Origin of the sequence: Cellulomonas edaphi, from assembly GCF_030362815.1 — a bacterium.
In the GTDB taxonomy this organism is placed as follows: Bacteria; Actinomycetota; Actinomycetes; order Actinomycetales; family Cellulomonadaceae; genus Cellulomonas; species Cellulomonas edaphi.
Genome location: NZ_JAUCGR010000002.1, coordinates 344,704 through 370,991, shown reverse-complemented (window position 1 = coordinate 370,991; position 26,288 = coordinate 344,704). Strand labels below are relative to the sequence as shown.

The 26,288-nt window shown below is 74.0% G+C and carries 22 protein-coding genes; 19 read left to right on the top strand and 3 right to left on the bottom strand.

The genetic code is table 11. The features are described from left to right. Positions 1 to 57: 57 nt before the first annotated feature. A complete protein-coding gene (locus tag QRT05_RS07960; RefSeq protein ID WP_407650317.1) occupies positions 58 to 2,397 on the top strand; it encodes a RelA/SpoT family protein in 2,340 nt (779 codons plus the stop codon). Here QRT05_RS07960 and QRT05_RS07955 read toward each other — a convergent pair. From QRT05_RS07955 to QRT05_RS07945, 3 genes are all read right to left on the bottom strand, one after another. Further along, positions 2,346 to 2,918: a hypothetical protein gene (locus tag QRT05_RS07955; RefSeq protein WP_289446548.1), complete on the bottom strand. Its 573-nt coding sequence runs from the start codon at positions 2,916 to 2,918 to the stop codon at positions 2,346 to 2,348. The genes QRT05_RS07960 and QRT05_RS07955 overlap by 52 nt on opposite strands. 157 nt (positions 2,919 to 3,075) lie before the next feature. Next, positions 3,076 to 4,872: a DUF349 domain-containing protein gene (locus tag QRT05_RS07950; protein WP_289446547.1), complete on the bottom strand. Its 1,797-nt coding sequence runs from the start codon at positions 4,870 to 4,872 to the stop codon at positions 3,076 to 3,078. Then, positions 4,869 to 5,672 (bottom strand): peptidylprolyl isomerase, encoded by an 804-nt coding sequence (locus QRT05_RS07945; RefSeq protein WP_289446546.1) that lies wholly within the window; start codon positions 5,670 to 5,672, stop codon positions 4,869 to 4,871. Before QRT05_RS07945 ends, QRT05_RS07950 begins: the two co-directional genes overlap by 4 nt. A 183-nt stretch (positions 5,673 to 5,855) precedes the next feature. Here QRT05_RS07945 and QRT05_RS07940 point away from each other — a divergent pair, with 183 nt between their 5' ends. The 18 genes from QRT05_RS07940 to QRT05_RS07855 all read left to right on the top strand — a co-directional run bounded on the left by QRT05_RS07940 (position 5,856) and on the right by QRT05_RS07855 (position 26,275). Continuing rightward, entirely contained in the window at positions 5,856 to 6,572 is a 717-nt protein-coding gene (locus QRT05_RS07940) for an MBL fold metallo-hydrolase (RefSeq protein WP_289446545.1), read from the top strand. A gap of 73 nt (positions 6,573 to 6,645) precedes the next feature. After that, positions 6,646 to 8,013: a histidine--tRNA ligase gene (gene hisS, locus QRT05_RS07935; protein WP_289446543.1), complete on the top strand. Its 1,368-nt coding sequence runs from the start codon at positions 6,646 to 6,648 to the stop codon at positions 8,011 to 8,013. Between the two features lie 134 nt (positions 8,014 to 8,147). After that, entirely contained in the window at positions 8,148 to 8,864 is a 717-nt protein-coding gene (locus QRT05_RS07930) for an SAF domain-containing protein (RefSeq protein ID WP_289446542.1), read from the top strand. Further along, complete coding sequence (locus QRT05_RS07925; protein ID WP_289446541.1) at positions 8,851 to 9,651, top strand: hypothetical protein; 801 nt, start codon at positions 8,851 to 8,853, stop codon at positions 9,649 to 9,651. The genes QRT05_RS07930 and QRT05_RS07925 overlap by 14 nt, the downstream gene beginning before the upstream one ends. After that, complete coding sequence (locus tag QRT05_RS07920) at positions 9,648 to 10,961, top strand: CpaF family protein (protein WP_289446539.1); 1,314 nt, start codon at positions 9,648 to 9,650, stop codon at positions 10,959 to 10,961. Before QRT05_RS07925 ends, QRT05_RS07920 begins: the two co-directional genes overlap by 4 nt. Continuing rightward, positions 10,958 to 11,812, top strand: a complete 855-nt coding sequence (locus QRT05_RS07915; RefSeq protein WP_289446538.1) for a type II secretion system F family protein — start codon at positions 10,958 to 10,960, stop codon at positions 11,810 to 11,812. The genes QRT05_RS07920 and QRT05_RS07915 overlap by 4 nt, the downstream gene beginning before the upstream one ends. After that, entirely contained in the window at positions 11,809 to 12,729 is a 921-nt protein-coding gene (locus QRT05_RS07910) for a type II secretion system F family protein (RefSeq protein ID WP_289446537.1), read from the top strand. The genes QRT05_RS07915 and QRT05_RS07910 overlap by 4 nt, the downstream gene beginning before the upstream one ends. A 46-nt stretch (positions 12,730 to 12,775) precedes the next feature. Next, positions 12,776 to 13,006 carry a hypothetical protein gene (locus tag QRT05_RS07905; protein ID WP_289446536.1) on the top strand — a complete coding sequence of 77 codons (231 nt, stop codon included), beginning with the start codon at positions 12,776 to 12,778 and terminating at the stop codon, positions 13,004 to 13,006. Continuing rightward, positions 13,003 to 13,419, top strand: a complete 417-nt coding sequence (locus QRT05_RS07900) for a TadE family protein (protein ID WP_289446535.1) — start codon at positions 13,003 to 13,005, stop codon at positions 13,417 to 13,419. The genes QRT05_RS07905 and QRT05_RS07900 overlap by 4 nt, the downstream gene beginning before the upstream one ends. Further along, complete coding sequence (locus tag QRT05_RS07895; protein ID WP_289446534.1) at positions 13,416 to 13,847, top strand: TadE/TadG family type IV pilus assembly protein; 432 nt, start codon at positions 13,416 to 13,418, stop codon at positions 13,845 to 13,847. The genes QRT05_RS07900 and QRT05_RS07895 overlap by 4 nt, the downstream gene beginning before the upstream one ends. Then, a complete protein-coding gene (locus QRT05_RS07890; protein ID WP_289446533.1) occupies positions 13,844 to 14,305 on the top strand; it encodes a TadE/TadG family type IV pilus assembly protein in 462 nt (153 codons plus the stop codon). The genes QRT05_RS07895 and QRT05_RS07890 overlap by 4 nt, the downstream gene beginning before the upstream one ends. Next, on the top strand, positions 14,302 to 17,130 hold the full coding sequence (locus tag QRT05_RS07885; protein ID WP_289446532.1) for a hypothetical protein: 2,829 nt from the start codon (positions 14,302 to 14,304) through the stop codon (positions 17,128 to 17,130). The genes QRT05_RS07890 and QRT05_RS07885 overlap by 4 nt, the downstream gene beginning before the upstream one ends. Before the next feature lie 101 nt (positions 17,131 to 17,231). Beyond that, positions 17,232 to 17,504, top strand: a complete 273-nt coding sequence (locus QRT05_RS07880; protein ID WP_289446531.1) for a WXG100 family type VII secretion target — start codon at positions 17,232 to 17,234, stop codon at positions 17,502 to 17,504. A 64-nt stretch (positions 17,505 to 17,568) separates the two neighbouring features. Next, positions 17,569 to 22,176, top strand: coding sequence for an FtsK/SpoIIIE domain-containing protein (locus QRT05_RS07875; protein WP_289446530.1), 4,608 nt, complete (start codon positions 17,569 to 17,571; stop codon positions 22,174 to 22,176). A gap of 67 nt (positions 22,177 to 22,243) precedes the next feature. Next, complete coding sequence (locus QRT05_RS07870; protein ID WP_289446529.1) at positions 22,244 to 22,534, top strand: hypothetical protein; 291 nt, start codon at positions 22,244 to 22,246, stop codon at positions 22,532 to 22,534. A 1-nt stretch (position 22,535) separates the two neighbouring features. After that, positions 22,536 to 24,638, top strand: coding sequence for a DUF6571 family protein (locus tag QRT05_RS07865; protein ID WP_289446528.1), 2,103 nt, complete (start codon positions 22,536 to 22,538; stop codon positions 24,636 to 24,638). Further along, entirely contained in the window at positions 24,635 to 25,183 is a 549-nt protein-coding gene (locus QRT05_RS07860) for a hypothetical protein (protein ID WP_289446527.1), read from the top strand. Before QRT05_RS07865 ends, QRT05_RS07860 begins: the two co-directional genes overlap by 4 nt. Before the next feature lie 45 nt (positions 25,184 to 25,228). After that, on the top strand, positions 25,229 to 26,275 hold the full coding sequence (locus QRT05_RS07855) for an Rv2578c family radical SAM protein (RefSeq protein ID WP_289446526.1): 1,047 nt from the start codon (positions 25,229 to 25,231) through the stop codon (positions 26,273 to 26,275). Positions 26,276 to 26,288 lie beyond the last annotated feature (13 nt).

Here is a 26,288-nt window from a genome sequence, read left to right as displayed (position 1 = left end):
TCGGTTCCCCCGCCGGCTCATCCGTGAGGGGACCACCCGAGCGCGAGGGGGTAGGGCTTGAGCGACGACGTCGACTCGGCAGCGACCGGTTCTCAGGTTGCCGCCCTGACGGATCCCTACGGGACCTCGTCCGGTCGCGTGCGCTCGCGCCTGTCCAGGTTCGGCGGCCGCAGCGGCCCCGCGTTCCCCGCGCTGGAGCCCGTGCTGCAGGCCGCCCGCACCAACCACCCCAAGGCCGATCTGGCCGTGGTGGAGCAGGCGTACGTGGTGGCCGAGAAGGCGCACCGTGGCCAACTGCGCAAGAGCGGCGACCCCTACATCACACACCCGGTGGCGGTGGCGACGATCCTCGCCGAGCTGGGCATGACGCCGTCCACGCTCGTGGCGGCCCTGCTGCACGACACGGTCGAGGACACCGACTACTCGCTCGACCAGCTGCGCCGCGAGTTCGGCCCCGAGGTCGCGATGCTCGTCGACGGCGTCACCAAGCTGGACAAGGTGACCTACGGCGACGCGGCGCAGGCCGAGACCGTCCGCAAGATGGTCGTGGCGATGTCGCGCGACATCCGCGTGCTGGTGATCAAGCTCGCGGACCGGCTGCACAACGCGCGCACGTGGAAGTTCGTGGCGGCGACCTCGGCCGAGAAGAAGGCCCGCGAGACGCTCGAGATCTACGCGCCCCTGGCGCACCGGCTCGGCATGAACACCATCAAGTGGGAGCTCGAGGACCTGTCCTTCGCGACCCTGTACCCCAAGGTGTACGACGAGATCGTCCACCTGGTCGCCGAACGCGCGCCGGCCCGCGAGGAGTACCTCGCCGTGGTCCGCGAGCAGGTGGGCTCCGACCTGCGCACCGCGAAGATCAAGGCCACCGTCACGGGGCGGCCCAAGCACTACTACTCGATCTACCAGAAGATGATCGTGCGCGGCCGCGACTTCGCCGACATCTACGACCTGGTCGGCGTGCGGGTGCTGGTGGATTCCGTGCGGGACTGCTACGCGGCGCTCGGTGCGCTGCACGCGCGATGGAACCCGGTGCCCGGCCGGTTCAAGGACTACATCGCGATGCCCAAGTTCAACCTGTACCAGTCGCTGCACACCACCGTGATCGGCCCGGGCGGCAAGCCCGTCGAGATCCAGATCCGCACGCACGACATGCACCGCCGTGCGGAGTACGGTGTCGCGGCGCACTGGAAGTACAAGGAGAGCGCCAAGAACCAGGGCGCTGCGGGCACGACCGACGCCGCCGGCAACGACATGACCTGGCTGCGGCAGCTGGTGGACTGGCAGAAGGAGACCGCCGACCCCACCGAGTTCCTCGACTCGCTGCGGTTCGAGATCGCGGGCTCCGAGGTCTACGTGTTCACGCCCAAGGGCGACGTGATGGGCCTGCCGTCGGGCTCGACGCCGGTCGACTTCGCCTACGCCGTGCACACGGAGGTGGGGCACCGCACCATGGGCGCGCGCGTCAACGGGCGGCTGGTGCCGCTCGACTCGACGCTGGAGAACGGCGACGTCGTCGACGTCTTCACGTCGAAGTCGGAGACCGCGGGCCCGTCGCGCGACTGGCTCGGCTTCGTCAAGAGCCCGCGTGCCCGCAACAAGATCCGCCAGTGGTTCTCCAAGGAGCGTCGCGAGGAGGCGATCGAGCACGGCAAGGACGCCATCGCCAAGGCGATGCGCAAGCAGAACCTGCCGATCCAGCGGCTGCTCTCGCACGAGTCGCTCGTGGCCCTGGCCAACGACATGCGCTACGCCGACGTGTCGGCGCTCTACGCGGCCGTGGGCGAGGGGCAGGTCTCGGCGGCCACCGTCGTGCAGCGTCTCGTGCACTCGATGGGCGGCGAGCCGGCCGCCGAGGAGGACATCGCCGAGGCGACGCGCCCGGGGCAGGGCCGGCGCCGCCAGCGTGCGGGCGACCCGGGGATCGTGGTCAAGGGCATCGACGACATCTGGGTCAAGCTGGCCAAGTGCTGCACGCCGGTGCCCGGCGACTCGATCATGGGCTTCGTCACGCGCGGCGCAGGGGTCAGCGTGCACCGCACGGACTGCATCAACGTCGACTCGCTGCGAGCGCAGCCCGAGCGCATCGTCGACGTCGAGTGGAGCCAGTCGTCGTCCGCCCTCTTCCTGGTGCAGATCCAGGTCGAGGCCCTCGACCGGTCGCGGCTGCTGTCCGACGTGACCCGGGTGCTGTCCGACAGCCACGTGAACATCCTGTCCGCCTCTGTCTCGACGTCCCGGGACCGCGTGGCGCTCTCGCGGTTCGTGTTCGAGATGGCCGAGCCGTCGCACCTCGCGTCGGTGCTGTCCGCGGTGCGCAAGGTCGAGGGCGTGTTCGACGTCTACCGCATCACGGGTGCCAAGGGCGCCGAGGAGCCGACGATCCGCGCCTGAGCCCGATCCACGGCGCAGAGGGCACGCATCGCCGTGCGGACGTTGCGGTGCCCGCGCAGCGCCGAGAGCGTCCCCGCCGCCGCGTCGAGGTCGAACCCCAGCGGCAGCAGCCGCACGATCAGCGGCACCGCCTCGTCGACGGGTAGGACGCGCGCGAGGTCCGTGCCGGTGCGCTGCACCGAGGTCACGCCGACGCCCGCGAGGCGGACCACGTCGTCGGGGGCCAGGTCGGCCTCCGCCGACGTGCGCCACGGGTGCGGGGGAGCGTGACGCGCGCGTCGCCCGACGAGCACCTCGAGACGCACCGGCTCGCGGACCCCCGTGTGGACCCACACGGCCGAGCAGCGCCCGACCACGGTGCGCGGCGGGACGAGGTCGGCCAGCGCGAGCGCGCGTAGCTCCGGCGTCACGCGCACGTCGGAGGCGACCGCGAGCCCGCCCCAGACGAGCCTCAGCGCACCGTCCCTGAGCTGCCCGTGCCAGGCGCTCGACGGCACCTCGGACCGGCGCACAACGCCCACGACACCTGGGTCGGGCGGAGGGCGGAAGGGAGCGAGGGCAGATCCCATGGCGCCAGCATGCCGTCCGCGCGCGACGCGGGGCGGCGCCCGCCGACGCCCTGTGGAAAAGCCGACGGCCCGCCCCGGGAAAACCGGGACGGGCCGTCGGGCGACGGGCTCAGCCGCGGGCGTCGCTCGCTGCGCGCTGGACCTGCTCGAGCCAGGCCCGCCGGGCGTCGAGGGCGGCCTGCGCGTCGGCGATCTTGCGCTTGTCGCCGGCCGCCTTCGCCTTCTCCAGGTCGGCCTCGAGCCCGGCGATCGCCTGCTCGAGCTGGGCGGCCGCGCCCTCGGCACGGGCACGTGTCTCCGGGTTGCTGCGCGTCCACTGCGCCTGCTCGGCGTCGCGGATGCCGGTCTCGACGGCGCGCAGGCGCCCCTCGACCCGCTGCACGTCGGCACGCGGCACCTTCCCGGCTGCCTCCCAGCGGTCCTGGATGCCGCGGATGGCCTGCTTCGCCGCGTTGAGGTCACGGATGGGCAGCAGCGCCTCGGCCTCCGCCAGCAGCGCCTCCTTCACCACGAGGTTCGCTCGGTACTCCTCGTCGGTCGCCGCGTTCTGGGCGTCGCGCGACGCGAAGAACGCGTCCTGCGCGGCGCGGAACCGGGCCCACAGCGCGTCGTCGTCGGCACGGCTCGCACGGCCTGCCAGCTTCCACTGCGCCATGAGGTCGCGGAAGGCGCCGGCTGTCGCACCCCAGTCGGTGCTGTTCTGCAGCCGCTCGGCTTCGGCGACGAGCTTCTCCTTGGCCTGCTTCGCCGACGAGTTGCGCTGCTCGAGCTCGGCGAAGAAGTGCCGGCGCTCACGGTCGAACGTGGTGCGCGCGTGGCTGAACCGCTTCCAGAGCGACTCCTCGGTGGGCCGGTCCAGCCGCGGTCCGTTGCGCTGAGCGTCCTTCCACTGGTCCAGCAGCAGGCGCAGCTGCTCCCCTGCGGGGCGCCACTGGATGCGGCTGGGCTCCGTCTCGGCGATCTTCTCGGCGGCCTCGACGATCGCGGTGCGTGACTCCACCGCGGCGGCGCGCGCGGCGAGCCGCTCGGCCTCGGCGGCGACGCGGCGCTCGGCGGCGACCGAGCGCAGGGAGTCCAGCCGGGCGCGGAGCCCGTCGAGGTCGCCCACCGCGGCGGGCTCGGCGAGCTCGGTGGTGAGACGGGCCAGCGTCTGGTCGATCTCCTTGACGGACAGGTCCGTCGCCGAGAGCCGGGCCTCGAAGAGCGCCACCTTGGCCTGCAGGTCCAGGAACCGGCGCACGTACAGGCCGAGGGCCTCGTCGCGGCTCGCGCCGGGGAACTGACCGACCACGCGCTCGCCCGCGGCCTCGCGGACCGAGACGTTGCCCTCGTCGTCCACGCTGCCGAACGTCGCGGCCAGCGCGGCCTCGGCGGCGTCGGCGGGCGGCGGCACGGGTGCCGCGACCGCCGCGACGGGCGCCGTGGGCGGGTGGGGGACCGGGATGGGACCGCCCGGGCGGGGACGCGGCACGGGCCGGGGCGTCGGCACCGGGGCGGGTGCGGAGGCGGCGGGCGCCTTCTCGGCGGGGGCCTCCGCAGCAGGGGCCTCCTCCGCCGGAGCCTCGTCGGTGGCTGCGGCCTCGTCGGCAGCCGCCGGGGCGTCGGCCTCCGGGGCGGTGGCCGCGGCCTCGTCGGTGGCTGCGGCCTCGTCGGTCGCCGGGGCAGCGGGAGGCCCATCGGTCGCCGGGGCGGCGGGAGCCTCGTCGGCCTCGGCAGGTGCCGCGAGAGCGTCGTCGGCCTCGGCAGGTGCCGCGGGAGCGTCCTCGGCGGGCAGGTCGGCGACCGGTGCCTCGGGGATGGCCTCGGGCTCGGCCGCGACGGCCTCCTCCACGGTGGTCGGCTCCTGCGGCGCGTACGCCGCGGGTGCCTCGTCGGGCACGCTCGGCTGGTCCGGGGTCTGCGTCACTTGACCTTCACTCCCTCGATGATGACGTCGTGCACCGGGGACTCGGTCCCCTCCGTGGTGCCCGCGTCGGCGATGGCCGTCAGCACGTCCTGGCCGGACGTGATGTGGCCGAACACGGTGTAACCGCCCGCAGCGTCTGCCGGGATGGTGCTGTCCTTGTAGACAAGGAAGAACTGGCTGCCCATGGAGCTGCCGTCGTTGCCGACGCGCGCCATGGCGATCGTCCCCGCGGGGTAGACGCCGTCAGCCGGGGCGTTCTCGATGGGTCCCCACGAGTATCCCGGGCCGTCGGTCCCCGTGCCGTCCGGCGAGCCGCACTGCAGGACGTAGATGCCGGAGGTGGTGAGCCGGTGGCACTTGGTGCCGTCGAAGAACCCCTTGTCCGCGAGCGTCACGAAGTTCGCGACGGCCTGCGGCGCGGCGGCGCCGTCGAGGCTGATGCCGATGTCGCCCTGGCTGAGGTCGAGGCTTCCGGTCCACGTGCGCGCCTCGGCGAGGGCCGGGTCGGGCGTCAGCGGGTCGCGCGTGGCCGAGGGCCCGGGACTCGCCGTGGGCTCGCCGCTGGCGGTCGGCTCGGCGCTGGCGGACGCCGGGGGGGTGTCGGTCGCGAAGGCGGTCGGGGTGTCGTCGTCCTTGGTGGCCCCCACGACGGCCACGATGGCGATCACCAGCAGGAGCCCGCCGAGCACGGAGCCGGCGACGATGCGCTGGCGGCGACGGGCGGCGCGGTGCTCCGCCTGGCGCTGCTGCCACTTCTCGTACCGGCGCTGCTCGTACTCGCGCTCGCGCTTGCTGGACACGCACTCTCCTCGATGTGTCGTCTGCCGTCGACGGCCCTGTCGGTGCGACGACACGGGTCATGCCGCATCGCACAGGGGAACCCGGGACAGTCTAGGCAAGGCGCGGGCCGCCACCACCAGCAGGGCGCGCACCCAGGTCACAGTCCGGCAACGGCGGCGGGTCTGGACCGGTACGGTCGCGCCATGGAGGTCTTCGCGGTCGTCTCGCCGGTGTTCGGGGCTCGGTGCACGGTCGTCGTCGCGGACGACCGCTCGTGCGTGGTCGTCGACGCGGGCGTCGGCGTCACCGAGGACGTCGTCGCGTACGTGCGGGAGCACGACCTGCGCCCGGTCGCGGTCCTCGCGACGCATGGGCACGTCGACCACACGTGGGACACGGGCGCGCTGTGCGAGGCGCTGGGCGTTCCGCTGCACCTGCACGCCGCCGACGCCTACCGCCTCGACGACCCCTTCGGCACGCTCGGCCTGCTCGGCGGGGCGGCCCCGCACGACCGCGGCGGCCCCCTGGCCCAGGCGATCGCCGCGGTCGGCGTCGACCCCGCCGCGTACCGACCGCCGGCGGACGTGCGGACGTTCGGGTCGGACGCCACCCGGGGTCGCGACGAGGACACGGTGCTGGAGCTCGGCGGTCTGCGGGTCGTCGCGCGCCACGCGCCCGGGCACACGGAGGGTTCGTCGCTCTACCTGCTCGACGTGGACGGCGAGCCCGTCGCGTTCACCGGCGACGTGCTGTTCGCCGGCACCATCGGCCGCACCGACCTGCCGGGCGGCGACGGCGAGCGGATGGCGACGACGTTGCGCGACGTCGTCGCCGCGCTGCCCCCGGCGACGCTGGTCGTCCCCGGCCACGGCCCGACGAGCGACATCGCGACCGAGCTGGGGCGCAACCCGTACCTGTGACCGGGCCGACTGATCGGGCCGACGAGCGGGCACCGTGCTCGCCCGCCGCGCGACGTCTGGAAGGATCGGGGCCATGGCGCGACCGACCCCCTTGTCCGGATTCCCCGAGTGGCTGCCCGAGGGCCGCATCGTCGAGCAGCACGTCCTCGACGTGCTGCGCCGCACGTTCGAGCTCCACGGGTTCGCCGGGATCGAGACGCGGGCGGTCGAGCCGCTCGACCAGCTGCTGCGCAAGGGTGAGACCTCCAAGGAGGTGTACGTCCTGCGCCGGCTGCAGGAGGACCCGGACGCGCCCCCCGAGCGTGGTGGCCAGCTGGGGCTGCACTTCGACCTCACCGTCCCGTTCGCGCGCTACGTGCTCGAGAACGCCGGTCACCTCGCGTTCCCGTTCCGCCGCTACCAGATCCAGAAGGTCTGGCGTGGCGAGCGCCCCCAGGACGGTCGGTTCCGGGAGTTCGTGCAGGCCGACATCGACGTGGTCGGGGCGGGTGCGCTGCCGTACCACGTCGAGGTGGAGCTGCCCCTGGTGATCGCCGAGGCGCTCGGGGAGCTCCAGGCCATCGGGGTGCCGCCGGTGCGGATCCTGGTCAACAACCGCAAGGTCGCGGAGGGCTTCTACCGAGGCCTCGGGCTCGACGACGTCGAGGGCGTGCTGCGTTCCATCGACAAGCTCGACAAGATCGGCCCGGACGCCGTTGCCGCGCTGCTCGTCGCCGAGACGGGCGCGAGCACCGAGCAGGCCGCAGCGTGCCTCGAGCTCGCTGCCATCAGCGGTTCCGACGCCACGGTGGTGGAGCGCGTGCGCGCGCTCGCCGACGTGCACGGCGCCGGGCACGCGCTGCTCGACGCGGGCCTCGAGGAGCTCGGCGCGCTGGTGCGGGCCGCGGCCGAGCGCGCGCCGGGCGTCGTCGTCGCCGACCTCAAGATCGCGCGCGGGCTCGACTACTACACGGGCTCGGTCTACGAGACGGTGCTCGTAGGCCACGAGCAGCTCGGGTCCATCTGCTCGGGCGGTCGGTACGACACGCTGGCGTCCGACGGAGCGAACAGCTACCCCGGCGTCGGGTTGTCGATCGGCGTCTCCCGGCTCGTCTCGCGGCTGCTGAGCGCGGGCCTCGTGCGCGCCACCCGGTCGGTGCCCAGCGCGGTGCTCGTCGCGGTCAACGCCGAGGACCAGCGGCACCGGTCCGACGCCGTCGCGGCGACCCTGCGGGCCCGCGGCATCCCGGTGGAGGTCGCTCCCGCGGCGGCGAAGTTCGGCAAGCAGATCCGGCACGCCGATCGTCGCGGCATCCCGTTCGTCTGGTTCCCCGCCGACGGGGCCGACGCGCTCGGCCAGGTCAAGGACATCCGCTCGGGCGACCAGGTCGAGGCGGACCCGCAGGTGTGGGCGCCGCCGGCCGAGGACCGATGGCCTCGGGTGGTCGCGACGACCCCGTGAGCACGCGCGCGGGGGCGGCCCTCCGATCGGGTGACAAGCGCGTCGGAACGCGGACTGGGCAGGCGTGTCCGAAAGGCGCTGTTTATAGTGCCAACCGGTCGTAGTGGCCGAGCAGCGCGGAACCAGGGGGATGCATGACGACGAACACGGGCACGACGCCGCAGGACGGGGTCACCGACCGTCGTCGGACGCGGGAGGCTCGCGGGCTCGCCCCGGCTGCGGGTGTCGGCACGGGGGACCGGCTCCCGAAGGCGCCGCGTGAGCGGCGTCCGCTGCTGGCGGTGCTCGCTGTCCTGCTGATCGTGGGCGGCGCGGCGATCGCCGGGCTCGTCGCTCTTCGCCAGGACTCGCGGGTGCCCGTGCTCGCCCTCGCGCGCGACGTCTCCGCGGGCGCGCAGATCACCTCGGGCGACCTCGTGACCACGTCGGTCGCGTCGGAGGGCACCTCGCTCATCTCGGCCGACTCCAAGGACGCGGTCGTGGGGCAGTACGCGCGCGTGTCGCTCGTCGGCGGTCAGCTGCTCGACACGACGATGCTCGTCGAGAGCGCCCCACTGCAGCCCGGGTCCGTCGCCGTCGGCGCCTCGCTCGCGGACGGGCGCGTGCCCGCGAGCGGGCTGGAGGCGGGCGACGTCGTCCAGCTGGTCCAGGTCGTCGACGGCGAGGGCACGGTGCTGGTCCCCGACGCCCGGGTCAGCTCGGTGCGCGAGGGTGACTCGTCGTCCGGCGGCACGGTCGCCACCTTCATCGTCGACGCGTCCGCCGGCCCCAAGGTCGCCGCGGTCGCCGCGGACGGCTCGCTCGCGGCGACGCTCGTGTCGCGCGGCGCTCCCGTCGGTGAGGACGACTGACGTGCTCGTCTCGATCGCCTCGGCCAAGGGCTCGCCCGGCGTCACGACGACGACGCGCGTCCTCGCCTCGGTCTGGCCCCAGGACGTGGTCCTGGTGGACGGCGACCCGGCGGGCGGCGACGTCTCGCTGTGGTCGCCGGCGCCCGACGGCAGCCCGCTCGACCCCGACGTCGGCCTGCTCACGCTCGCCGTGGAGGCGCGCCGCGGCGTCACCTCGCTCGAGCCGCACCTGCAGACGATCGACGGCGGCCTGCAGGTGGTGTGCGGCGTGCAGTCGCCCGGGCAGGTGGCCGGCATGGGTCCCGTGTGGCCCTCGCTCGGCGCGGTGCTGCGCCAGCACCCCGGCACCGTGCTGGCCGACGTGGGCCGCCTGACGCCCGACAGCCCGGTCCTGCCGCTCGTGCTCGACTCGGACGCGCTCGTGTTCGTCGTGCGGCCGACCATCGAGGGCTACGCGCACCTGCGCGAGCGGCTGCGCTGGCTGTCCACCATGGACTCGGGCATGCGCCCGATGCCCGCGATCGGCGTCATCGCCGTCACGGAGCCGCGCGAGACCGGCGCGGTCCGCGACCTCGAGCTGCTGCTGGGCCACGCGGGCCTGTCGATCCCCGTGCTGGGCGCGGTCGGCATCGACCAGAAGTCGGCCGACGTCATCGCCGCCCGGGTGGCACGCGGCATCGACCGGTCGCTGCTGGTCCGCTCGGCCCGCCAGCTGGTGGCGCCGGTGCACGAGCTCGCCGAGTCGCGGCACTACGCCCGCGCAGGCCTGGGGCGGGGACGCGCATGAGCCTGGACCAGACGCTCGTCCGCCGGCTGCGCGAGGAGGTCGCGGACGTCCTCGCCCGGCAGCGGCGCGACGACGCGGCCGCGGGACTGCCCGCGATGTCGAGCGAGGACGAGCGACAGTTCGCCCGTGCCGTCATCGCGCGCGTGCTCGACGCGCACGCCCGCGGCGAGATGGCCAGCGGGCGCACGCCGCCCACGCCGCAGGACGAGGAGGAGATCTCCGCCGGCATCCACGCCGCGCTGTACGGCGTCGGCCGCCTGCAGCCGCTGCTGGACGACCCCGACGTGGAGAACGTCGACATCAACGGGTTCGACAACGTGTTCGTGCAGTACGGCGACGGGCGCGAGGAGCGGTGGGGTCCGGTCGCCGAGTCGGACGACGAGCTCGTCGAGCTGGTGCAGATCCTGGGTGCCTACTCCGGGCTGACCAGCCGCCCGTTCGACGCGGCCAACCCGCAGCTCGACCTGCGGCTCCCGGACGGCAGCCGCCTGTCGGCCGTCATGGACGTGTGCTCGCGGCCCGCGATCTCCATCCGCCGGTCGCGGCTGTCCCGCGTGCACCTCGACGACCTGGTCCGGTTCGGCTCCGTGACGCCCGACGTCGCCGCATTCCTGTCGGCAGCCGTGGCCGCGCGCAAGAACATCATGATCGCGGGCGCCACCAACGCCGGGAAGACCACCATGCTGCGGGCCCTCGCCAACGAGATCGGTCCCCACGAGCGCCTCATCACCGTGGAGCGCGCGCTGGAGCTCGGCCTCGGCGAGTTCCCCGACCTGCACCCCAACGTCGTGTCCTTCGAGGAGCGGCTGCCCAACTCCGAGGGCAACGGTGCGATCCCGATGTCCGAGCTCGTGCGGCGCAGCCTGCGCATGAACCCGAGCCGCGTGATCGTGGGCGAGGTGCTGGGCGACGAGATCGTCACGATGCTCAACGCGATGAGCCAGGGCAACGACGGCTCGCTCTCGACGATCCACGCCAACAGCTCGATCGAGGTGTTCAACCGCATCTCCACCTACGCCATCCAGTCGGTCGAGCGGCTGCCGGTCGAGGCCACGATGATGCTCATCGCTGGCGCGATCGACTTCGTCGTCTTCGTGCAGAAGCAGAACGACTACTCGACGGGCGGGCGGTTGCGCCGCTACGTGGCCAGCATCCGCGAGGTCAACGGCGTCGACGGGCGCGTGCTGTCGAGCGAGATCTTCGCGGCGGGCTCGGACGGCGTCGCGGCGGCCGCGGCCCCGATCGCCTCGCTCGACGACCTCGTCGCGGTGGGCTACCAGCCGTCCTACGCGCTGGGTGGTGCGCGATGATCCCCGCGTCCACGCTCCTGGTCATCGCCGCCGGTGCCGTGGTCGGCGCCGGGATCCTGCTGCTCGTGGTGGCGATCATGGGCACCACGCCGGCCCCGCCGAAGGTGCGCCGCGGCGGCCCCAGCTCGATGGGCCGAGCGCGCAAGCGCGGCCTGGTCGCGGCCGCGGTCGGCCTCGTGACGCTCGTGGTCACGCAGTGGCCGGTGGCGGCCGTGGGCGCCGGTGCGTTCGCCCTCGCGGCGCCGTCGCTGCTCGGCGGTGCGAAGGCCGAGAAGCGGCAGACCGCGCGGCTCGAGGGGCTCGCGTCGTGGACCGAGTCGCTGCGCGACACGATCGCGGGGGCGGTTGGCCTCGAGCAGGCGATCCCGGCCACGGTCTACGCCGCGTCACCGGCCATCCAGCCCCAGCTGCGCCTCCTGGTGGACCGGCTGCGCGTCCGGGTCCCGCTGGCCGTCGCGCTGCGCGGGCTCGCCGACGACCTCGACGACCCCAGCGCCGACCTCGTGGTCGCCGCGCTCGTGCTCAACGCGAAGCTGCGCGGCCCGGGCCTGCGCCAGGTCCTCACCTCGCTGTCGGAGGCCGCGCGCGCCGAGCTCGAGATGCGCCAGCGCGTCACGGCCGGACGTAGCTCCACGCGACGCTCGGCACAGATCGTGACGATCTTCTCGCTCGCGGTCATGGCGGGCATCACGCTCGCGAACCCGGACTACGTCGAGCCGTACGACTCGGCGACCGGCCAGGTGGTGCTGCTGGTCATCGGGGCACTGTTCGCCGCCGGCTTCTGGTGGATGAAGCGGCTCTCCGGCGTCGACATGCCCGCGCGCTTCCTCGTCGAGGAGGACGGCCGATGATCGTCGTCCTGCTGGCCGGTGCCGTCGTCGGGCTCGGTGTGCTGCTCCTCGTGCTGGTCGTGGCACCGCCGCGGACCCAGCCGGCGAGCGCCCTGGCGCGTCTGGACGTGCGCCGGGCCGAGGTGCGCGAGCGCGCTCAGACCGTCGCGGCCGACCCCGGACGGGCCTCCGACGCCGCGTGGAAGCGCACGCTGGGCAGGTCGACCGCGGACGCGCTCTCGCGCGTGGGGGTCGAGCTGGGCCAGCTGCGCTCGGACCTCGCCGTCGTGGGCCGCACGCTCGAGGCGCACCTGGCCACCTCGGTGCTGAGCGCGGTGGCCGGCTTCTTCGTGCCCATCGTGCTCGCGAGCGTCGCGGCCGTGGTCGGCGGCTCGGTGTCGTTCGCCGCGCCGCTCGCCCTCAGCCTGCTCGCCGCCCTCGTCGGCGCCTGGCTGCCGAGCCTCATGGTGCGAGGGCAGGCGTCTGCGCGGCGCCGCGACTTCCGGCACGTGGTCGGGTCGTTCCTCGACCTCGTCGCCATGAGCCTCGCCGGCGGGCGCGGCGTGCCGGAGGCGCTCCAGAGCGCGTCGGAGCTCAGCGACAGCTGGGGCATGGTCCGCATCCGCAACGCGCTCGGGTCCGCGCGCCTGCACGGCCGCACGCCGTGGTCGGCGCTCGGCCTGCTCGGTGAGGAGCTGCGCATCGACGAGCTCCGGGACCTGGCCGCCGCCCTCGCCCTCGTCGCCGAGGACGGCGCGAAGGTGCGCGACTCGCTCGCCGCCCGGGCCGGCTCCCTGCGCCGGCGCGAGCTCGCCGAGTCCGAGGGCAAGGCGGGCGAGAGCTCCCAGTCGATGCTCGTGGCCCAGCTGCTGCTCTGCGTCGGGTTCCTCGTGTTCCTGCTGTACCCCGCCATGACCAACGTGTTCACCAGCGGGTAGTCGGGTCAGCCGCAGTCGTCCGACGGCTCAACCAGAAAGGCACCACATGTTCAGTCTGTCTCCCCTCACGCCGCAGGGGTTCATGCTCATGGAGCTGCGCCGGCGCTTCGCGCGGGCGCGCAGCACCGAGGACCTCGGGGCGTCGGCGATCGAGTGGGTCATCATCACCGGGATCCTGGTGCTGCTGACCGCCTTCGTCGGCAAGATCATCTACGACAAGGTCGTGGCCTCCGCCAACAACCTCGACACCGACCCCGCCGCGCCGGGTGGTCCGTGAGCTGGTGGCAACGCCGGGTCCGGCGCGAGCAGCGTGATCGCGGCACCACCGCGATCGAGCTCGTGCTGTACACGCCTGTCCTCATGCTCGTGACCTTCCTGATCGTGCAGTTCGCGCTGAGCTGGTTCGGCCAGGAGGTCGCCGGCGCCACGGCGCGGGAGGCCGCCCGCGTCGCGCGCACGGGCGGCGGGTCGGACGCGGCGCTTGCTGCCGCGACTGCGCGCGGCGAGACCTATGCCGCGGCCGTGGGCGAGAAGAACCTGCACGACGTCACGGTCACTGTCATCCGCCTGCCGGGGGATCGCGTCCGCGCCACGGTGACAGGCCGGTCGCAGGAGATCATCCCGGGCCTGGCGCCGCGCGTCTCGCAGAGCGTCGAGGGTCCGGTCGAGAAGTTCCGGGAGGACCGGTGACGGGAGCCCGGGAGCCGGTGCGCCGCGTCGACGATCGCGGCTCGATGGCGGTGGAGGTCGTGGTGCTCGTCCCGATCATGCTGCTCGTCGTGATGCTGGTGGTCGCCGCCGGGCGGCTGGTGAGCGTCGAGGGACAGGTGCAGGCCGCGGCCCGCGAGTCCGTCCGCGCGGCGACGCTCGAGCGTGACGTCGCATCGGCCCGCGCGGCCGCACGGACGTCCGCGGCCGCCGCCCTGCCCTCGAGCGCCCGGTGCCGACCGGCGACCCTCACGGGTGCGTTCGCGCGCGGCGAGACCCTCACCGTCGAGCTCAGCTGCACGGTGTCCTGGGCCGACCTGTCGAGCCTCGGCCTGCCCGGGTCGACGTCCGTGACAGCCTCGAGCTCGGCCCCGCTGGACGAGTTCCGCCGCGTGGGGGAGGCGCCGTGAGCACTGTGAGCACCCTGACGCGGCGGCTGCGCGCGGAGGACACCGGCACGATGTCGGTGTTCGTCATCGGCCTGATCGTCGTGCTCATGGCACTGGCCGGCCTGGTGGTGGACGGTGGGCGCGCGATCAACGCGCGCGCGACCGCCGCGGACGACGCCGAGCAGGCGGCCCGGGCCGGCGCGAACCAGGTGGACGACGTCGCCCTGCGCGGGCGCGGGACCGTGGTGGTCGACGAGGCGGCCGCGCGCGAGGCCGCGCTGAGCTTCCTGTCCCACCAGGGCTACGACCGAGGCGACGTGCGCGTCGCGGTCCGCGCCGACTCCGTCGACGTGAGCGTGAGCGACGACGTCCCCACCACGTTGCTGTCGCTCGTCAACATCGACACGTTCCACGTGACCGGTTCCGCCACCGCGCGTGCCACGGTCGGGATCATCAACGAGATCGGAGGTGCGCCGTGAGCGCACGAACCCGCCACGCGGCGTCGCCGACCGAGCGTCCGGTGCCCGAGCGCGGACCGCAGCGGTTCCAGCAGGTCGACGGGGACATCGAGGCCACCCGGTCCCGGTGGAGCGGCGCGGGTGCCGCCCTGGTCCTGCTGCTCCTCGTGGTCGGCGTGCCCGTCGCGCTGCTGCTGCTCGGCGGCGGGCTGAGCATGCCGTCGTTGCCCTCTCGCGAGGACCTCACCGGATCGATCGGCGCTCAGCAGATCGTCACCATCCTCACGTGGGTCGTGTGGCTCGCGTGGCTGCAGTTCACGGTCTGCGTCCTCGTCGAGCTGCGGTCGGCCATCCGCGGCGTGGGCATGCCCGCGCGCGTGCCGCTGGCGGGTCCGAGCCAGCGCGCGGCGCGCACGCTCGTGGCGGCCGTGCTGCTGCTGGTCACCGCCGCGGGGCAGGCCAACGCCGTGACGACAGCGACGATCGAGCACGTGGCGGCGTCGAACGTCGCGGCCGTGGCCTCTGCCGTGCCCGGTACGACGCAGGCCGCACCCGACCAGGCGCACGCCGAGCAGGAGGCGTCGGCGGAGGGCGAGAAGACTTACCACCTGGGCGACATCGTGCTCGACGAGGACGAGGGCCGTGAGCTCGTGGGCAAGAAGGTCGCCGTGGTGACCCCGCCGGAGGGGCGCTACCACGACAACCTCTGGGACATCGCCGAGCGGCACATGGGCGACGGACGCCGATACCACGACATCTACGAGCTCAACAAGGGCCGCCCGCAGCCCGACGGGCAGGAGCTCACGCTGGCGCGGCTCATCCAGCCCGGCTGGCTCCTCGTCATGCCCGAGGACGCCGCGGGCGTCGCCCGCGTGACGGTCACCGAGGTGGCTCCGGCCAGCACGGTGACGCCGCCGCTCCATGCGCCCGTCGAGGCTCCCACGCAGACGAGCGGCGCCGCGGACACGGTGCAGCCCGGGGCATCGGTCGCCGACGAGGCGAGCACGGCCGACGACGTGCAGAGCCTGGTCGGCTCGGGCCTGCTCGCCGCGGGCCTGCTCGCTGCCATGGTGGCCGTCCGGCGCCGGCGCCGGACGCCCGAGCCTGGCGACGACGCCGTGGAGATGGAGGTGGCCCTGCGCCTCGGCGCCGACCCCGCTCGCGCGCGTCGCCTCGACACCTCGCTGCGCCAGCTCGCCGCGCTGTGCGCCGCGGCGGGGCGCGACCTGCCGCCCGTGTACGCCGCGCAGATCGACGACACGCGGCTCACGCTCTTCCTCGCGCCCGCCGACGCGCACGCGCCGTCCCCGTGGACCGTGGCCGAGGGCGGGCGGCAGTGGCACCTCGCCGCGGACGCCCCGGTCCCCGCCGGCCGGCTCGGTGCGGCCCCGTACCCGGGGCTCGTCTCTTTGGGCCGCAGCCCGGAGGAGGCCGACGTGCTGGTCGACCTCGAGGCGGCTCAGGGCACGATCAGCATCGTGGGCGACGAGGCCGTGGCGGCCGAGGTGGCGACCGCGATCGCCGCGGAGCTCGTCACCAACTCCTGGTCGGACGGCCTGCGCGTCAGCGGGGTGGACCTGCCGCAGGAGCTCGCCGAGGTCGGGGGAGAGCGGTACCGCGCGGTGCCGGGCGTCGCCGACGCCCTCCCGGCGCTGAGCGCGCGGCAGGCGGACGTGCTCGGCACGAGCGTGCTGGCCGGGCGCGTGCGTGGCGGCTCCGGCGGAACCGGGACGCCGGAGTACCTGGTCGCGGGGCGCACGCCCTCGCCCGAGGAGGCCCGGCGGATCGCGGAGGTGGCTGCCGACGGTGGCCGCGCGCCGTGGGGGGCGATCGTCGTGGGCGACGTGCCCGGCGCCCGGTGGCGCATCGAGGTGGACGCGGAAGGGTCGCTGCGGGTGGGCGTGCTCGGCCTGAGCGTGACCGCCAACCGGCTCTCGGCTCGTCGGATCGCCTCGCTCGGACGGCTGCTCGCACCCCAGGAGGTGGAGGAGCAGGTGGGCGGTGTCGAGGTGGAGGGCCACCTCGAGCGTCCCGACCTGGCCGCGAGCGGCCGCGCGCTCGGGACCGCGGACCTGTGGGCGGCACCGGTCCGGGTGCTCGTGCTCGGCACGCCGGTGGTCGAGGCCGACGGACCGATCGACGACGAGCGCCGCGAGCTGTGCACCGAGCTGGTGGTGCACCTGGCCCTGCACCCCGAAGGCGTGCACCCGACCGTGCTGGGCGCGGCCGTGTGGCCCCGCGGGGTGACGACCGCCGTGCTCAACGCGACTGTCGCGCGTGCGCGCGAGTGGCTCGGCAAGGACGCCCACGGCGCGCCGCACCTGCGGCACACCATGGACGGCAACCTCGTGCTCGGCGCTCGTGCGGTGCTCGACTGGGACGTCGCGCGCTCGCTGCTCGCCGCGTCCCGCACCGAGAGGACCCGGGCGCAGGAGGCCGCGCTGCTGCGCGAGGCGCTCGGGCTGGTGCGCGGTGCGGCCGTCGAGGACGTCCCCGCCGGACGCTACTCGTGGCTCGCGCGCGCGCGGCTGGAACGGGACTCCCGTGCGCTGCTGGTCGACGCGGCGCACCGGCTGGCGGTGCTGAGCCTCGACGACGACGACCCCGCGGGCGCGCGGGCGGCGGTGGCGACCGGCCTCGGCGTGGCGCCGACCGACGAGCTGCTGTGGCGGGACCTGCTCCGCGCGGTGTGGCTCGAGTCGGGCCCCGACGGTGTCCGCGCCGCGGCGGCCGAGATGGAGCGCGAGCTGCGTGATGCGGGGGTCCGCGAGATCTCGGCACCCACCGCGGCGCTGGTCGAAGAGCTCGCCCCCACCGGGGGTGTGGGTCGTGCAGCGGGCGACTGAGCCCGAGGTCCGGGCCTGGTCTGCCCGGATTGTCATTGCACGATAACGTGACCGAAAGCGGTGGCGTCATGGGGGCGCCGCTCGAGTCGAAGGAGATTTCCGTGGCGGTTGGTGCAGAGCTCAGTACCCTTCAGTCCCTCCACAAGACGTTCGTGGAGAAGGCCCAGGAGGCGCACGACATCAAGACGCGCGTCGATTCGGCGCTCGAGAGTGCTGTCTGGACCGGCAAGTACTCCGAGGACTTCCGCAGCGCCTGGCAGGAGTACCGCACCAACCTCGACAAGCTGAACGAGGCGCTCGAGGGTGCTGCCAAGGACGTCAAGACCAACCACAACAACATCGCCGCGGCGACCGGCGAGGGCGACCGCATCTGAGTCCCGCTCACGGCGGCCCGCCCCTGCGGGGGCGGGCCGCTGACCGTTGCCCCGGAAGGATCCCGTGCGTCTCATCTTGAGCGTTGCCGTGCCCGGCGCCGACGCGCTCGTCGACGTCGTCGCCGAGTGCGCCCCGGGCGCGCGGGTGGGCGACCTCGCTGCCGCGCTGGCCGGTGCCGTCCGCTACGAGCAGCAGAGCGTCGTGCCGCGCGGGTCCGGCCACCTGGGCGTCGTCCAGGTGACCGCGTCCGACGCGAACGCGGCGGTGCCGCTGTGGTGGCGGGGGCGGGAGCTCGACCTCGGTCAGGCGGTGGAGGCGTGCCCGTTGCGCCACGGGCACCTGGTCGGCCTGGGGCGTGCCGTCGACGACCCGTGGGACGAGCCCTACGGCGCGTGCGAGATCCGCGTCGTGTCCGGGCGCGGGGCGGGGACCGTGCACCGCCTGGCGCCGGGCCACCACGAGATCGGCGCCGGATCGACGGCCTCCGTCCGGCTCGACGACGTGCCCGACAGGGCCGTGATTCTCGAGGTCGGCGTCGACGGATCGGTCGTCGTCACGCCGGACCCGGCGCTGGCCGCCCGGACGTTCCCCGCGCCGCGGCGCATGCGGCCGCTCGACGGGCCCATCGTCGTGCGCAGCCCGGGGGCGCCGGCCGGCGCCGCGCGCAAGGGCCGGCGCTACGCCGCCCGGCTCGAGCAGGCACGCGCCGCGACGGCCGGCGTCGAGGAGATCGACCCGGAGCAGGACCGGCCGTTCGTCCACCTGGGCCGGCTGCCGCTGACCACGGCGCGCCCGTGGGAGACCGGGGCGCCGCTGGTGGTGGGCGACACCGTGCTGGAGCTCGCCGAGCACGAGCCGCCCGACGCGAGCCTGTCGCCCAGCGCCGAGGGAGCGACCCTCGACTTCAACCGCCCGCCCCGCCTCCTGCCGCCGGTGCGCACGCACGAGTTCCGGCTGCCCGCCGAGCCCCGCTCGCCCGACAAGCAGGCGTTCCCCCTGGCGATGATGCTGCTCCCGGTGATCATGGGCGGGGCGATGTTCTACTTCACCAGGTCGCCCTACTCGCTCATCATCATGGCGCTGTCGCCGGCCATGGCGATCTCCAACTGGGTGTCGTCCCGCAAGTCCCGGCGCGGCCAGCACGTGGATGCCGTGCGCTCGTTCACGGAGCGCACGGCGCGGGTCGAGGCCGACGCCTACGCCGCCCTGACCAGCGAGAGCGCTGCGCGGCGCCGTGACCTCCCCGACCCGGCCACGGTGCTGCTGTTCGCCACGGGCCCGCGCTCGCGCCTGTGGGAGCGGCGGCGCACCGACCCCGACTGGATGCTCGCGCGGGTCGGCACGGCGGACGTGCCGAGCGAGGTGTCGCTGCGCGACCCCGCCGGGGAGGACCACGAGCGTGTCCAGCACTGGACGGCGGCGGACGTGCCCGTCGCGGTGCCGCTCGCGCGCGTCGGGGTCACCGGCGTCGCCGGCACCGACGACGACCGGCGCCGGGTGGCGGGCTGGATGGTGGCGCAGGTGGCCGCCTCCCACTCGCCGGCCGACGTCACGGTGGTGCTGCTGTCCGAGCCCGAGGCGGAGGCCGACTGGCGCTGGGTGCGGTGGCTGCCGCACCTGCGACGCGACGCCGGGCCGCTGGTCTCGGTCGGCAACGACGACGAGACGACGGCACGGCGGATCGCGGAGCTCCTCGACCTCGTGGAGCGGCGCCGCGAGGCGGCGCGGGGCGACGGTGGTGGGTTCTCCACCATGACGACGCTGCTCCCGCCGCCCGTCCTGGTGGTGCTCGACGGGGCACGGCGCATCCGGCTGCTGCCCGGCCTCGTCACGCTGCTGCGCGAGGGACCCGCGGTCGGTGTGATCTTCCTGTGCCTCGACGAGCAGGAGCGACAGCTCCCCGAGGAGTGCCAGGCCGTCGTGCGGCTCCACCCCGAGGGCGCCTCCGTGTCCGTCACGGGTCGGGACCCGGTGGAGGGCGTGCGCGCCGACGTCGTGGACCGACCGTGGCTCGAGCGCCTGGCGCGGGCCCTGTCCCCGATCCGGGACATCAGCACCGAGGACCTGGCGTCGACGCTCCCGTCGTCGTCGCGGCTGCTCGACGTCCTGCAGCTCGACCCGCCGCAGGCGCAGGCCGTCGCCCGGGGCTGGGCCGGCGGTGGCCGCACCACGAGGGCGGTGATCGGCGAGACCGGTGACGGCCTGTTCACGGTCGACATCAGCGCCGACGGCCCGCACGGCCTCGTGGCGGGCACCACGGGCTCGGGCAAGTCCGAGCTGCTGCAGACGCTCATCGCGTCGCTCGCCGTCGGCAACCGTCCCGACGAGATGACGTTCGTGCTCGTCGACTACAAGGGCGGCGCGGCGTTCAAGGACTGCAACAACCTGCCGCACACGGTCGGCATGGTGACCGACCTGGACACGCACCTGACCACGCGCGCGCTCGAGAGCCTCGCCGCCGAGCTGCGGCGGCGCGAGCACCAGCTGGCCGGTGCGGGCGCCAAGGACATCGAGGACTACCTCGCCGCGCGTGGTCCGGACGACGAGCCCATGCCGCGGCTGCTCATCGTCATCGACGAGTTCGCGGCGCTGGTCGCCGAGCTGCCCGACTTCGTCACCGGCCTGGTGGACATCGCCCGGCGCGGTCGGTCGCTGGGCGTGCACCTGCTGCTCGCGACCCAGCGCCCCGCCGGTGTGGTCAGCGCCGAGATCAAGTCGAACACCAACCTGCGCATCGCGCTGCGCGTGACCGACCGCAACGATAGCCAGGACGTCATCGAGGGGCCGGAGGCGGCGGAGATCGCGCAGAGCCTGCCGGGCCGGGCGTACGCGCGGCTGGGGCACTCGAGCCTCGTCGCGTTCCAGGCCTCTCGCGTCGGGGGGCGGCCGCCGAGCGCCTCGGCGGGCGGTGCGGTGGCCGTCGCACCCCTGGGCTGGCCCGGGCTCGGGCGCGCCCTGCAGTCGCCGGGCGCCGCGGCGGCGGACGACGACATCGAGGTACCCACCGACCTCGCTGCGCTCGTCAGCGCGGTGCGGGGAGCGGCCGACTTGGCCGGGGTGGCCGCCCCGCATCCGCCGTGGCTCCCCGCACTGCCCGCCACGGTGACCCTCGACGACCTCGCTCAGCAGGCCGGGACCGCGCTGCCGGAATCGCCGTTCGCGCTCCCGTACGGCCTGGTCGACCTGCCGTCCCAGCAGCGCCGGGACGTCGCGGTGCACGACATCGCCGTCGGGGGTCACCTCGCGGTCGTCGGCGCGCCGCGCTCGGGGCGTTCCACCGCGCTGCGGACCTTCGCCGCCGCGATCGGGACGCGGACCTCGCCGCGGGACGTGCACCTGTACGGCGTCGACTGCGGCAACAACGCGCTGCTCCCGCTCGTCGCCCTGCCGCACACCGGTGCGGTGGTCGGTCGCGACCAGCCCGACCGCCTCGCGCGCCTCACGCGCCGCCTGCGGGCGGAGATCTCGCGGCGCCAGCGGCTGCTGGCCGAGCAGTCGTTCGCGGACGTGACCGAGCAGCGAGCGAACGTCGCGCCCGACGAGCGCCTGCCGTACCTGGTGGTGCTCCTGGACCGCTGGGAGGGCTTCATCCAGGCGTTCGAGGACTACGACTCGGGCGTGCTGGTGGACCTCTGGACCCAGATCCTCCAGGAGGGACCCGGCGCGGGGGTCAAGGTGGTGCTCAGCGGTGACCGCAGCATGCTCGTCGGGCGGATCGCGGCCCTCACCGAGAACCGGGTGATGCTGCGCATGCCGGACGCCGGCGACTACTCGGCCGTCGGCCTCAGCCCGCGCCAGGTCCCCGGTGACATGGCGGACGGCCGGGCGTTCCGGTCGGTGGGCAGCCAGGAGGTCCATTTGTGCGTGCTGGACGCCGCCGTGGGCGGCGCGGAGCAGGTCGCCGCGCTGCAGCGGATCGCGCGCGACGCCACGGCGCGCGCGGCCGACCGCGGACCGACACCCGCCGCCCAGGTGCCGTTCCGGGTGGACGACCTGCCGACGCGGATCACGCTCGCGGAGGCCCAGCGGCTCGGTGGTGCCGACCTGCCGCCCGCGGCGGTGCCGGCGGGCGTCGGTGGCGACAGCCTGACGCTGTTCGGCTTCGAGGCCGAGGACCACGGCCCGGGTGTGCTCGTGGTCGGGCCGCGCCGGTCCGGGCGCAGCACGTCGCTCGTGACCATGGGCACCTCGGCGATCGAGCGCGGGTGGTCGGTCGGGATCGTCACGCCGCGCCGGAGCCCGCTGCGCGACCTGCCCGGCGTGGTGGGCGCGCTCACGCTCGAGTCGACGCGCGACGAGATCAAGGAGCTGCTGGCTCGCCTGGTCCCGGGCGACGGACCACCGACGCTGCTGCTCGTCGACGACCTCGAGCTGCTCGGCACGGACGGCGCGCTGGCGGACGCGGTGGTCGAGCACCTGGGCGCCTTGCGCGACCGACCGGGCCTCGTCGTCGCGGGCGGGACCACCGACGAGCTGTCCGGCTCCTACCGCGGCCCCGCCCCGGCGCTCAAGAAGTCTCGGAGCGGCCTGCTGCTCGCGCCGGCGTCGCCGAACGACGGCGATGTCTTCGGCCTCCGGCTCCCGCGCTCGGTGATCGGCGCCGCGGCGCCGGGTCGCGGCATCCTGTCGCTGGCCGGGGCGTGGCAGAGCGTCCAGGTGCCGGTCCCGTGAGTGCCCGGGCGCGCAGGTCGTTAGAGTCAAAAAGGACATCCGAGCAGGTGGCGAGCGAGGGAGCGCGATGACTGATCCCGACAAGGTCGAGAACCGCTATCGCAGCGCGCTGCACGCGGCGACGCCCGGGGCGCAGACGCAGGCGTCGTGGGCGGGGTCCGCGTTCACGTCGGTGCTCAGCGCCCTGGCCCACGAGGCGTGGGTGAGCACGACCGCTGACGCGTTCTCCCAGCAGTGCACCGACATGCAGACGAAGGCGGCCGGTGCGGGCGGCGACTGCGTCGGGGAGATGACGTCGCGCTACTCGCGCGAGCCCGCGAAGGTGGAGCCGACCGACTACCGAGCGACGTGGTACTGACATGGCGAAGGCGATCATCGACGTGGCGGGCATGCAGCAGCTCGTCAACGGTCTGATCAGCGGCATCGACACGCTCGACTCTGCCCGCAGCTCCCTGCGCACCACGCTGTCGCGCTACAACCTCGCGACGTCGGACACCCACGGGATGCAGACCGCGGCCGACTGGGCCCGTGACGTCCTGCCCGACGCGCGCAGGCGGCTCGCGAAGGCGCAGGCCCTCGAGGGGTCGAGCCCGACGTGGCCCACGGGGACCGTCCAGTTCGACGACGTCACCGAGATCTCCTCGATGGCCCCGGACAAGGCGGAGCAGGCGGGCCAGGAGGCGGCCGAGGCGCTGCGCGACGGAGGTCGCCCGGACGACGACCTCATCGAGCAGATCATCGAGATGCAGGACGACCCGTACTACGCCGCGGGGTTCGCGAGGGCGCTGAGCGCCGACGAGCTCGCGGACGTCGTCATCACCCTGGGGTACCAGCGCTCCTACCAGGACGGCAGCTCGACGCAGGCCGAGCTCGACGCCAAGAACGCCTGGTACGGCAAGCTGCTGAACGGCATGTCGACGACGGTCGCCACGGCGACCCGCAACACCGGTGACCTGGCGCTCCCGTCCGACTACGCGCAGAGCTGGCTCGAGACGATCGAGGCGGAGGTGCCGACGTCCCCCTACTACGACGGCGGGGACGGGCGGGTGGACCGCGCCAACGCGCTGACGGTGCTCCTGAACGCCGGCCGGTACGGCACCCCGTTCCTGAACCAGGTGGCCGAGGGCGTCTACGACCACGAGCGTGAGCTCGGCGACGCGCGCGGAGCCGTCTGGCAGCCGCGCGGCAGCGACGGCACGACGAACGCGGGCGTCTACGACGCGGACGGTCGGCGGTTCCGCGACCCGCTGGCCGGGATCATGGCGGCGCTCGGGAACAACCCGGAGGCCGCGCAGCACTTCTTCGGTGGCGGCGACGACCGCAAGGTCACCATCGACGGCCACGAGGTGAGCGTCTCCGAGCGGCTGGCGTACCTGGTGCTCGACCGGCGTTGGGACGTCGACGCCACCAACGGCGGCGCCCTGGGAACCGCGCTGGAGGCCGCGACGACGCGGCTGCGCAACAGCGAGGCGTCCGGACGGCTCTCGGCCGACCTCGCGTCGCAGACGTTCGCGCTCATCGGCGACAAGACCGGCGAGGGCCAGTCGGACGGGTGGCTCGTGTTCGGCCAGCACGAGGGCTGGAAGATGTCGGACGGGCTGCGCGCGCACGTCGCGCAGATGCTCGCCTCCTACGGTGCCGACGCCTACCGCGTGATCCTGGACGACCACGACGACCTCACGCAGGGCTGGTCGCAGCCCGGCAGCGGGGATCTCTTCGACCCCGACATGCCGTACGGCGCCGTGCTCGACAAGGCGCTGCTGGCCAAGATCGTCGGCACGCTGGGGGAGAACCAGAACGACCTGACCCCCTTCATGACCGGGTTGTTCCAGGCCCAGAACCTCGCGGTCAACAAGGGGTTGACGGACGCGAAGGTGCAGCAGCCCAACGCGGCGGCCAACTTCATCACCGGCGGCGTCAGCGACGACTCCAACCCCGCGATCACCAACGCGTCGCAGGTGATCGGCTGGACGCTGGACACGGCCTACGGCGGCGACAAGTCGGACGAGGAGTTCCAGAAGAAGCGCGCCGAGGCCATCGCCGACGCCCTCAGCCTGGCCTCGGCGATCCCGTACATCCCCGAGATCAAGCCCAAGTGGCTCAATTTCGGCGTCGACCAGCTCAAGGACGCGACCCTCGACCAGATCAAGGACAGCGCGTCCACGGACTCGGGAGCGACGTACACCGAGCTCAGCCAGAAGGTCCAGACGCAGCTCGCCGACGCGACCATGAACCAGCTCCTGCAGAGTGGCTACTTCGACGACGCGGCCGTCCGGGGGGCCGCCGAGCGCGGCTACGACTTCACGCCGCCGCCCGCGGGGACGATCCAGCCCGGGCCGCCGCCGCACTTCGACACCGGCTCGCGCGCTTACCAGGACTGGTACAACAAGTCGGCGATGAAGACGATCGTCGCCGAGCGCGTCATCGGCACGTACCGCGACCAGTGGGGCCTGCCGCTGTGAGGGCGCGCCCGATCCTCGGCCTGCTCGCCGCGGCCGCGCTCGGTGCCGCGGTCGCCGGCTGCACGTCGTCCACGAAGGAGGAACCGATGCCGACCGAGATCCCGTCGCGCCCCGCCAGCACGGCCGACCTCGTGTGCGGCATGGACCGCGCCGACGTCGAGACGGCCCTGGGCCTGAAGGTCGGGCGCGTCGAGGGCAGCCTCGAGTCGGCGGGCGCCGACGGGGTGCGCGAGTGCGAGATCTGGCCCACCGACACGAGCCTGGTGGACGGGGCCATGCTGTTCGTGACCGTCCAGCCGGCGTCGTCCGCCGAGGGCAAGGACCTCCGCGCGCAGGTGGACGGCGACGCGCCCGGGGTGGTCGAGCCGTCGGTCCGCTACACGGACCAGGACGGCGCGGCATGGACGGGCGCGGTGGGGGCGAGCTCGGTCGTCTTCGCGGGCGACCAGGTGGTGGAGCTCACGAGCAGCTGGAAGGGCGAGGGGCGCGATCCCCTGCACGACCTGCCCGCGCTCTCGGCGCAGGTGGTCTCGACGCAGGCGTGAGCGCGGCTGCTTGACACGCGTTCGAACACGTGTTCGCATGGGTCGATGCGATGGGATGACCAGCGGGGTGACGAGGACGCGGCGCTGCCGGGCCTGGGCCTGCGGGGCCTCGTCCGCAGCGTGCGCACGCCCGAGTTCGCCGGCATCACGTTCCACGAGGTGCTGGCCCGCAGCGCGCTGAACAAGGTGCCCGAGGCCTCCTCGATGCCGTTCCGGTGGACGGTCAACCCGTTCCGCGGCTGCACGCACGCCTGCGCCTACTGCTTCGCCCGACCGACCCACGAGTACCTCGACCTCGACGCGGGCCGCGACTTCGAGACGCAGGTGGTGGTCAAGACCAACGTCGTGGAGGTCCTCCGCGCGGAGCTGTCCCGCCGGACGTGGGGGCGGCAGGCCGTGGCTCTCGGGACCAACACCGACCCGTACCAGCGGGCCGAAGGCCGGTACGCGTTCATGCCCGGCATCATCGAGGCCCTCGCCGACGCACGCACGCCGCTGTCGATCCTCACCAAGGGCACGCTGCTGCGGCGCGACCTGGCGCTGCTCGCCTCCGCGGCCGAGAGGGTGCCCGTCGGCATCGGCGTCTCGCTCGCGATCGGCGACGAGGGCCTCCAGCAGGCGATGGAGCCCGGCACGCCGACCCCACGCGCGCGGCTCGACCTGATCCGCGCGGTGCGCGACGCGGGCCTGCCGTGCGGCGTCATGGTGGCCCCCGTCATGCCGTGGCTCACGGACGGGCGCGACGAGCTCGACTCGCTGCTGGGCCAGCTCGCCGAGGCAGGTGCGACGGGCGTGACCATCCTCCCGTTGCACCTGCGCGGGCCCGTGAAGCCGCTCTTCTACGCCTGGCTGGCCGAGCACCGCCCGGAGATCGTGACCCGGTACCGCTCGCTGTACGGCTCCGGCGCCTACGCACCGCGCGAGTACGCCAGGTGGCTGGACCAGCGCGTCCGACCGCTGCTCACCAGGCACGGGCTGACTCCCGGCGGTGGTCACCGCCTCGATGCGGAGGGGTCGTACCCGGAGGGCAGCATGCCGGTGGCGCCGGAGAGCCCGGCGGCGGCGAGCGTGCTGCAACCGGCTCTGTTCTGATGCCCGCGTGGTG

Bases quoted from the DNA above. Each gene is read 5' to 3' on its own strand.
- QRT05_RS07920 (WP_289446539.1), top strand. From the start codon at position 9,648: ATGAGCCTGGACCAGACGCTCGTCCGCCGGCTGCGCGAGGAGGTCGCG.
- QRT05_RS07910 (WP_289446537.1), top strand. From the start codon at position 11,809: ATGATCGTCGTCCTGCTGGCCGGTGCCGTCGTCGGGCTCGGTGTGCTG.
- QRT05_RS07870 (WP_289446529.1), top strand. From the start codon at position 22,244: ATGACTGATCCCGACAAGGTCGAGAACCGCTATCGCAGCGCGCTGCAC.
- hisS (WP_289446543.1), top strand. From the start codon at position 6,646: ATGGCGCGACCGACCCCCTTGTCCGGATTCCCCGAGTGGCTGCCCGAG.
- QRT05_RS07930 (WP_289446542.1), top strand. From the start codon at position 8,148: ATGACGACGAACACGGGCACGACGCCGCAGGACGGGGTCACCGACCGT.
- QRT05_RS07865 (WP_289446528.1), top strand. From the start codon at position 22,536: ATGGCGAAGGCGATCATCGACGTGGCGGGCATGCAGCAGCTCGTCAAC.
- QRT05_RS07905 (WP_289446536.1), top strand. From the start codon at position 12,776: ATGTTCAGTCTGTCTCCCCTCACGCCGCAGGGGTTCATGCTCATGGAG.
- QRT05_RS07940 (WP_289446545.1), top strand. From the start codon at position 5,856: ATGGAGGTCTTCGCGGTCGTCTCGCCGGTGTTCGGGGCTCGGTGCACG.
- QRT05_RS07855 (WP_289446526.1), top strand. From the start codon at position 25,229: ATGCGATGGGATGACCAGCGGGGTGACGAGGACGCGGCGCTGCCGGGC.
- QRT05_RS07915 (WP_289446538.1), top strand. From the start codon at position 10,958: ATGATCCCCGCGTCCACGCTCCTGGTCATCGCCGCCGGTGCCGTGGTC.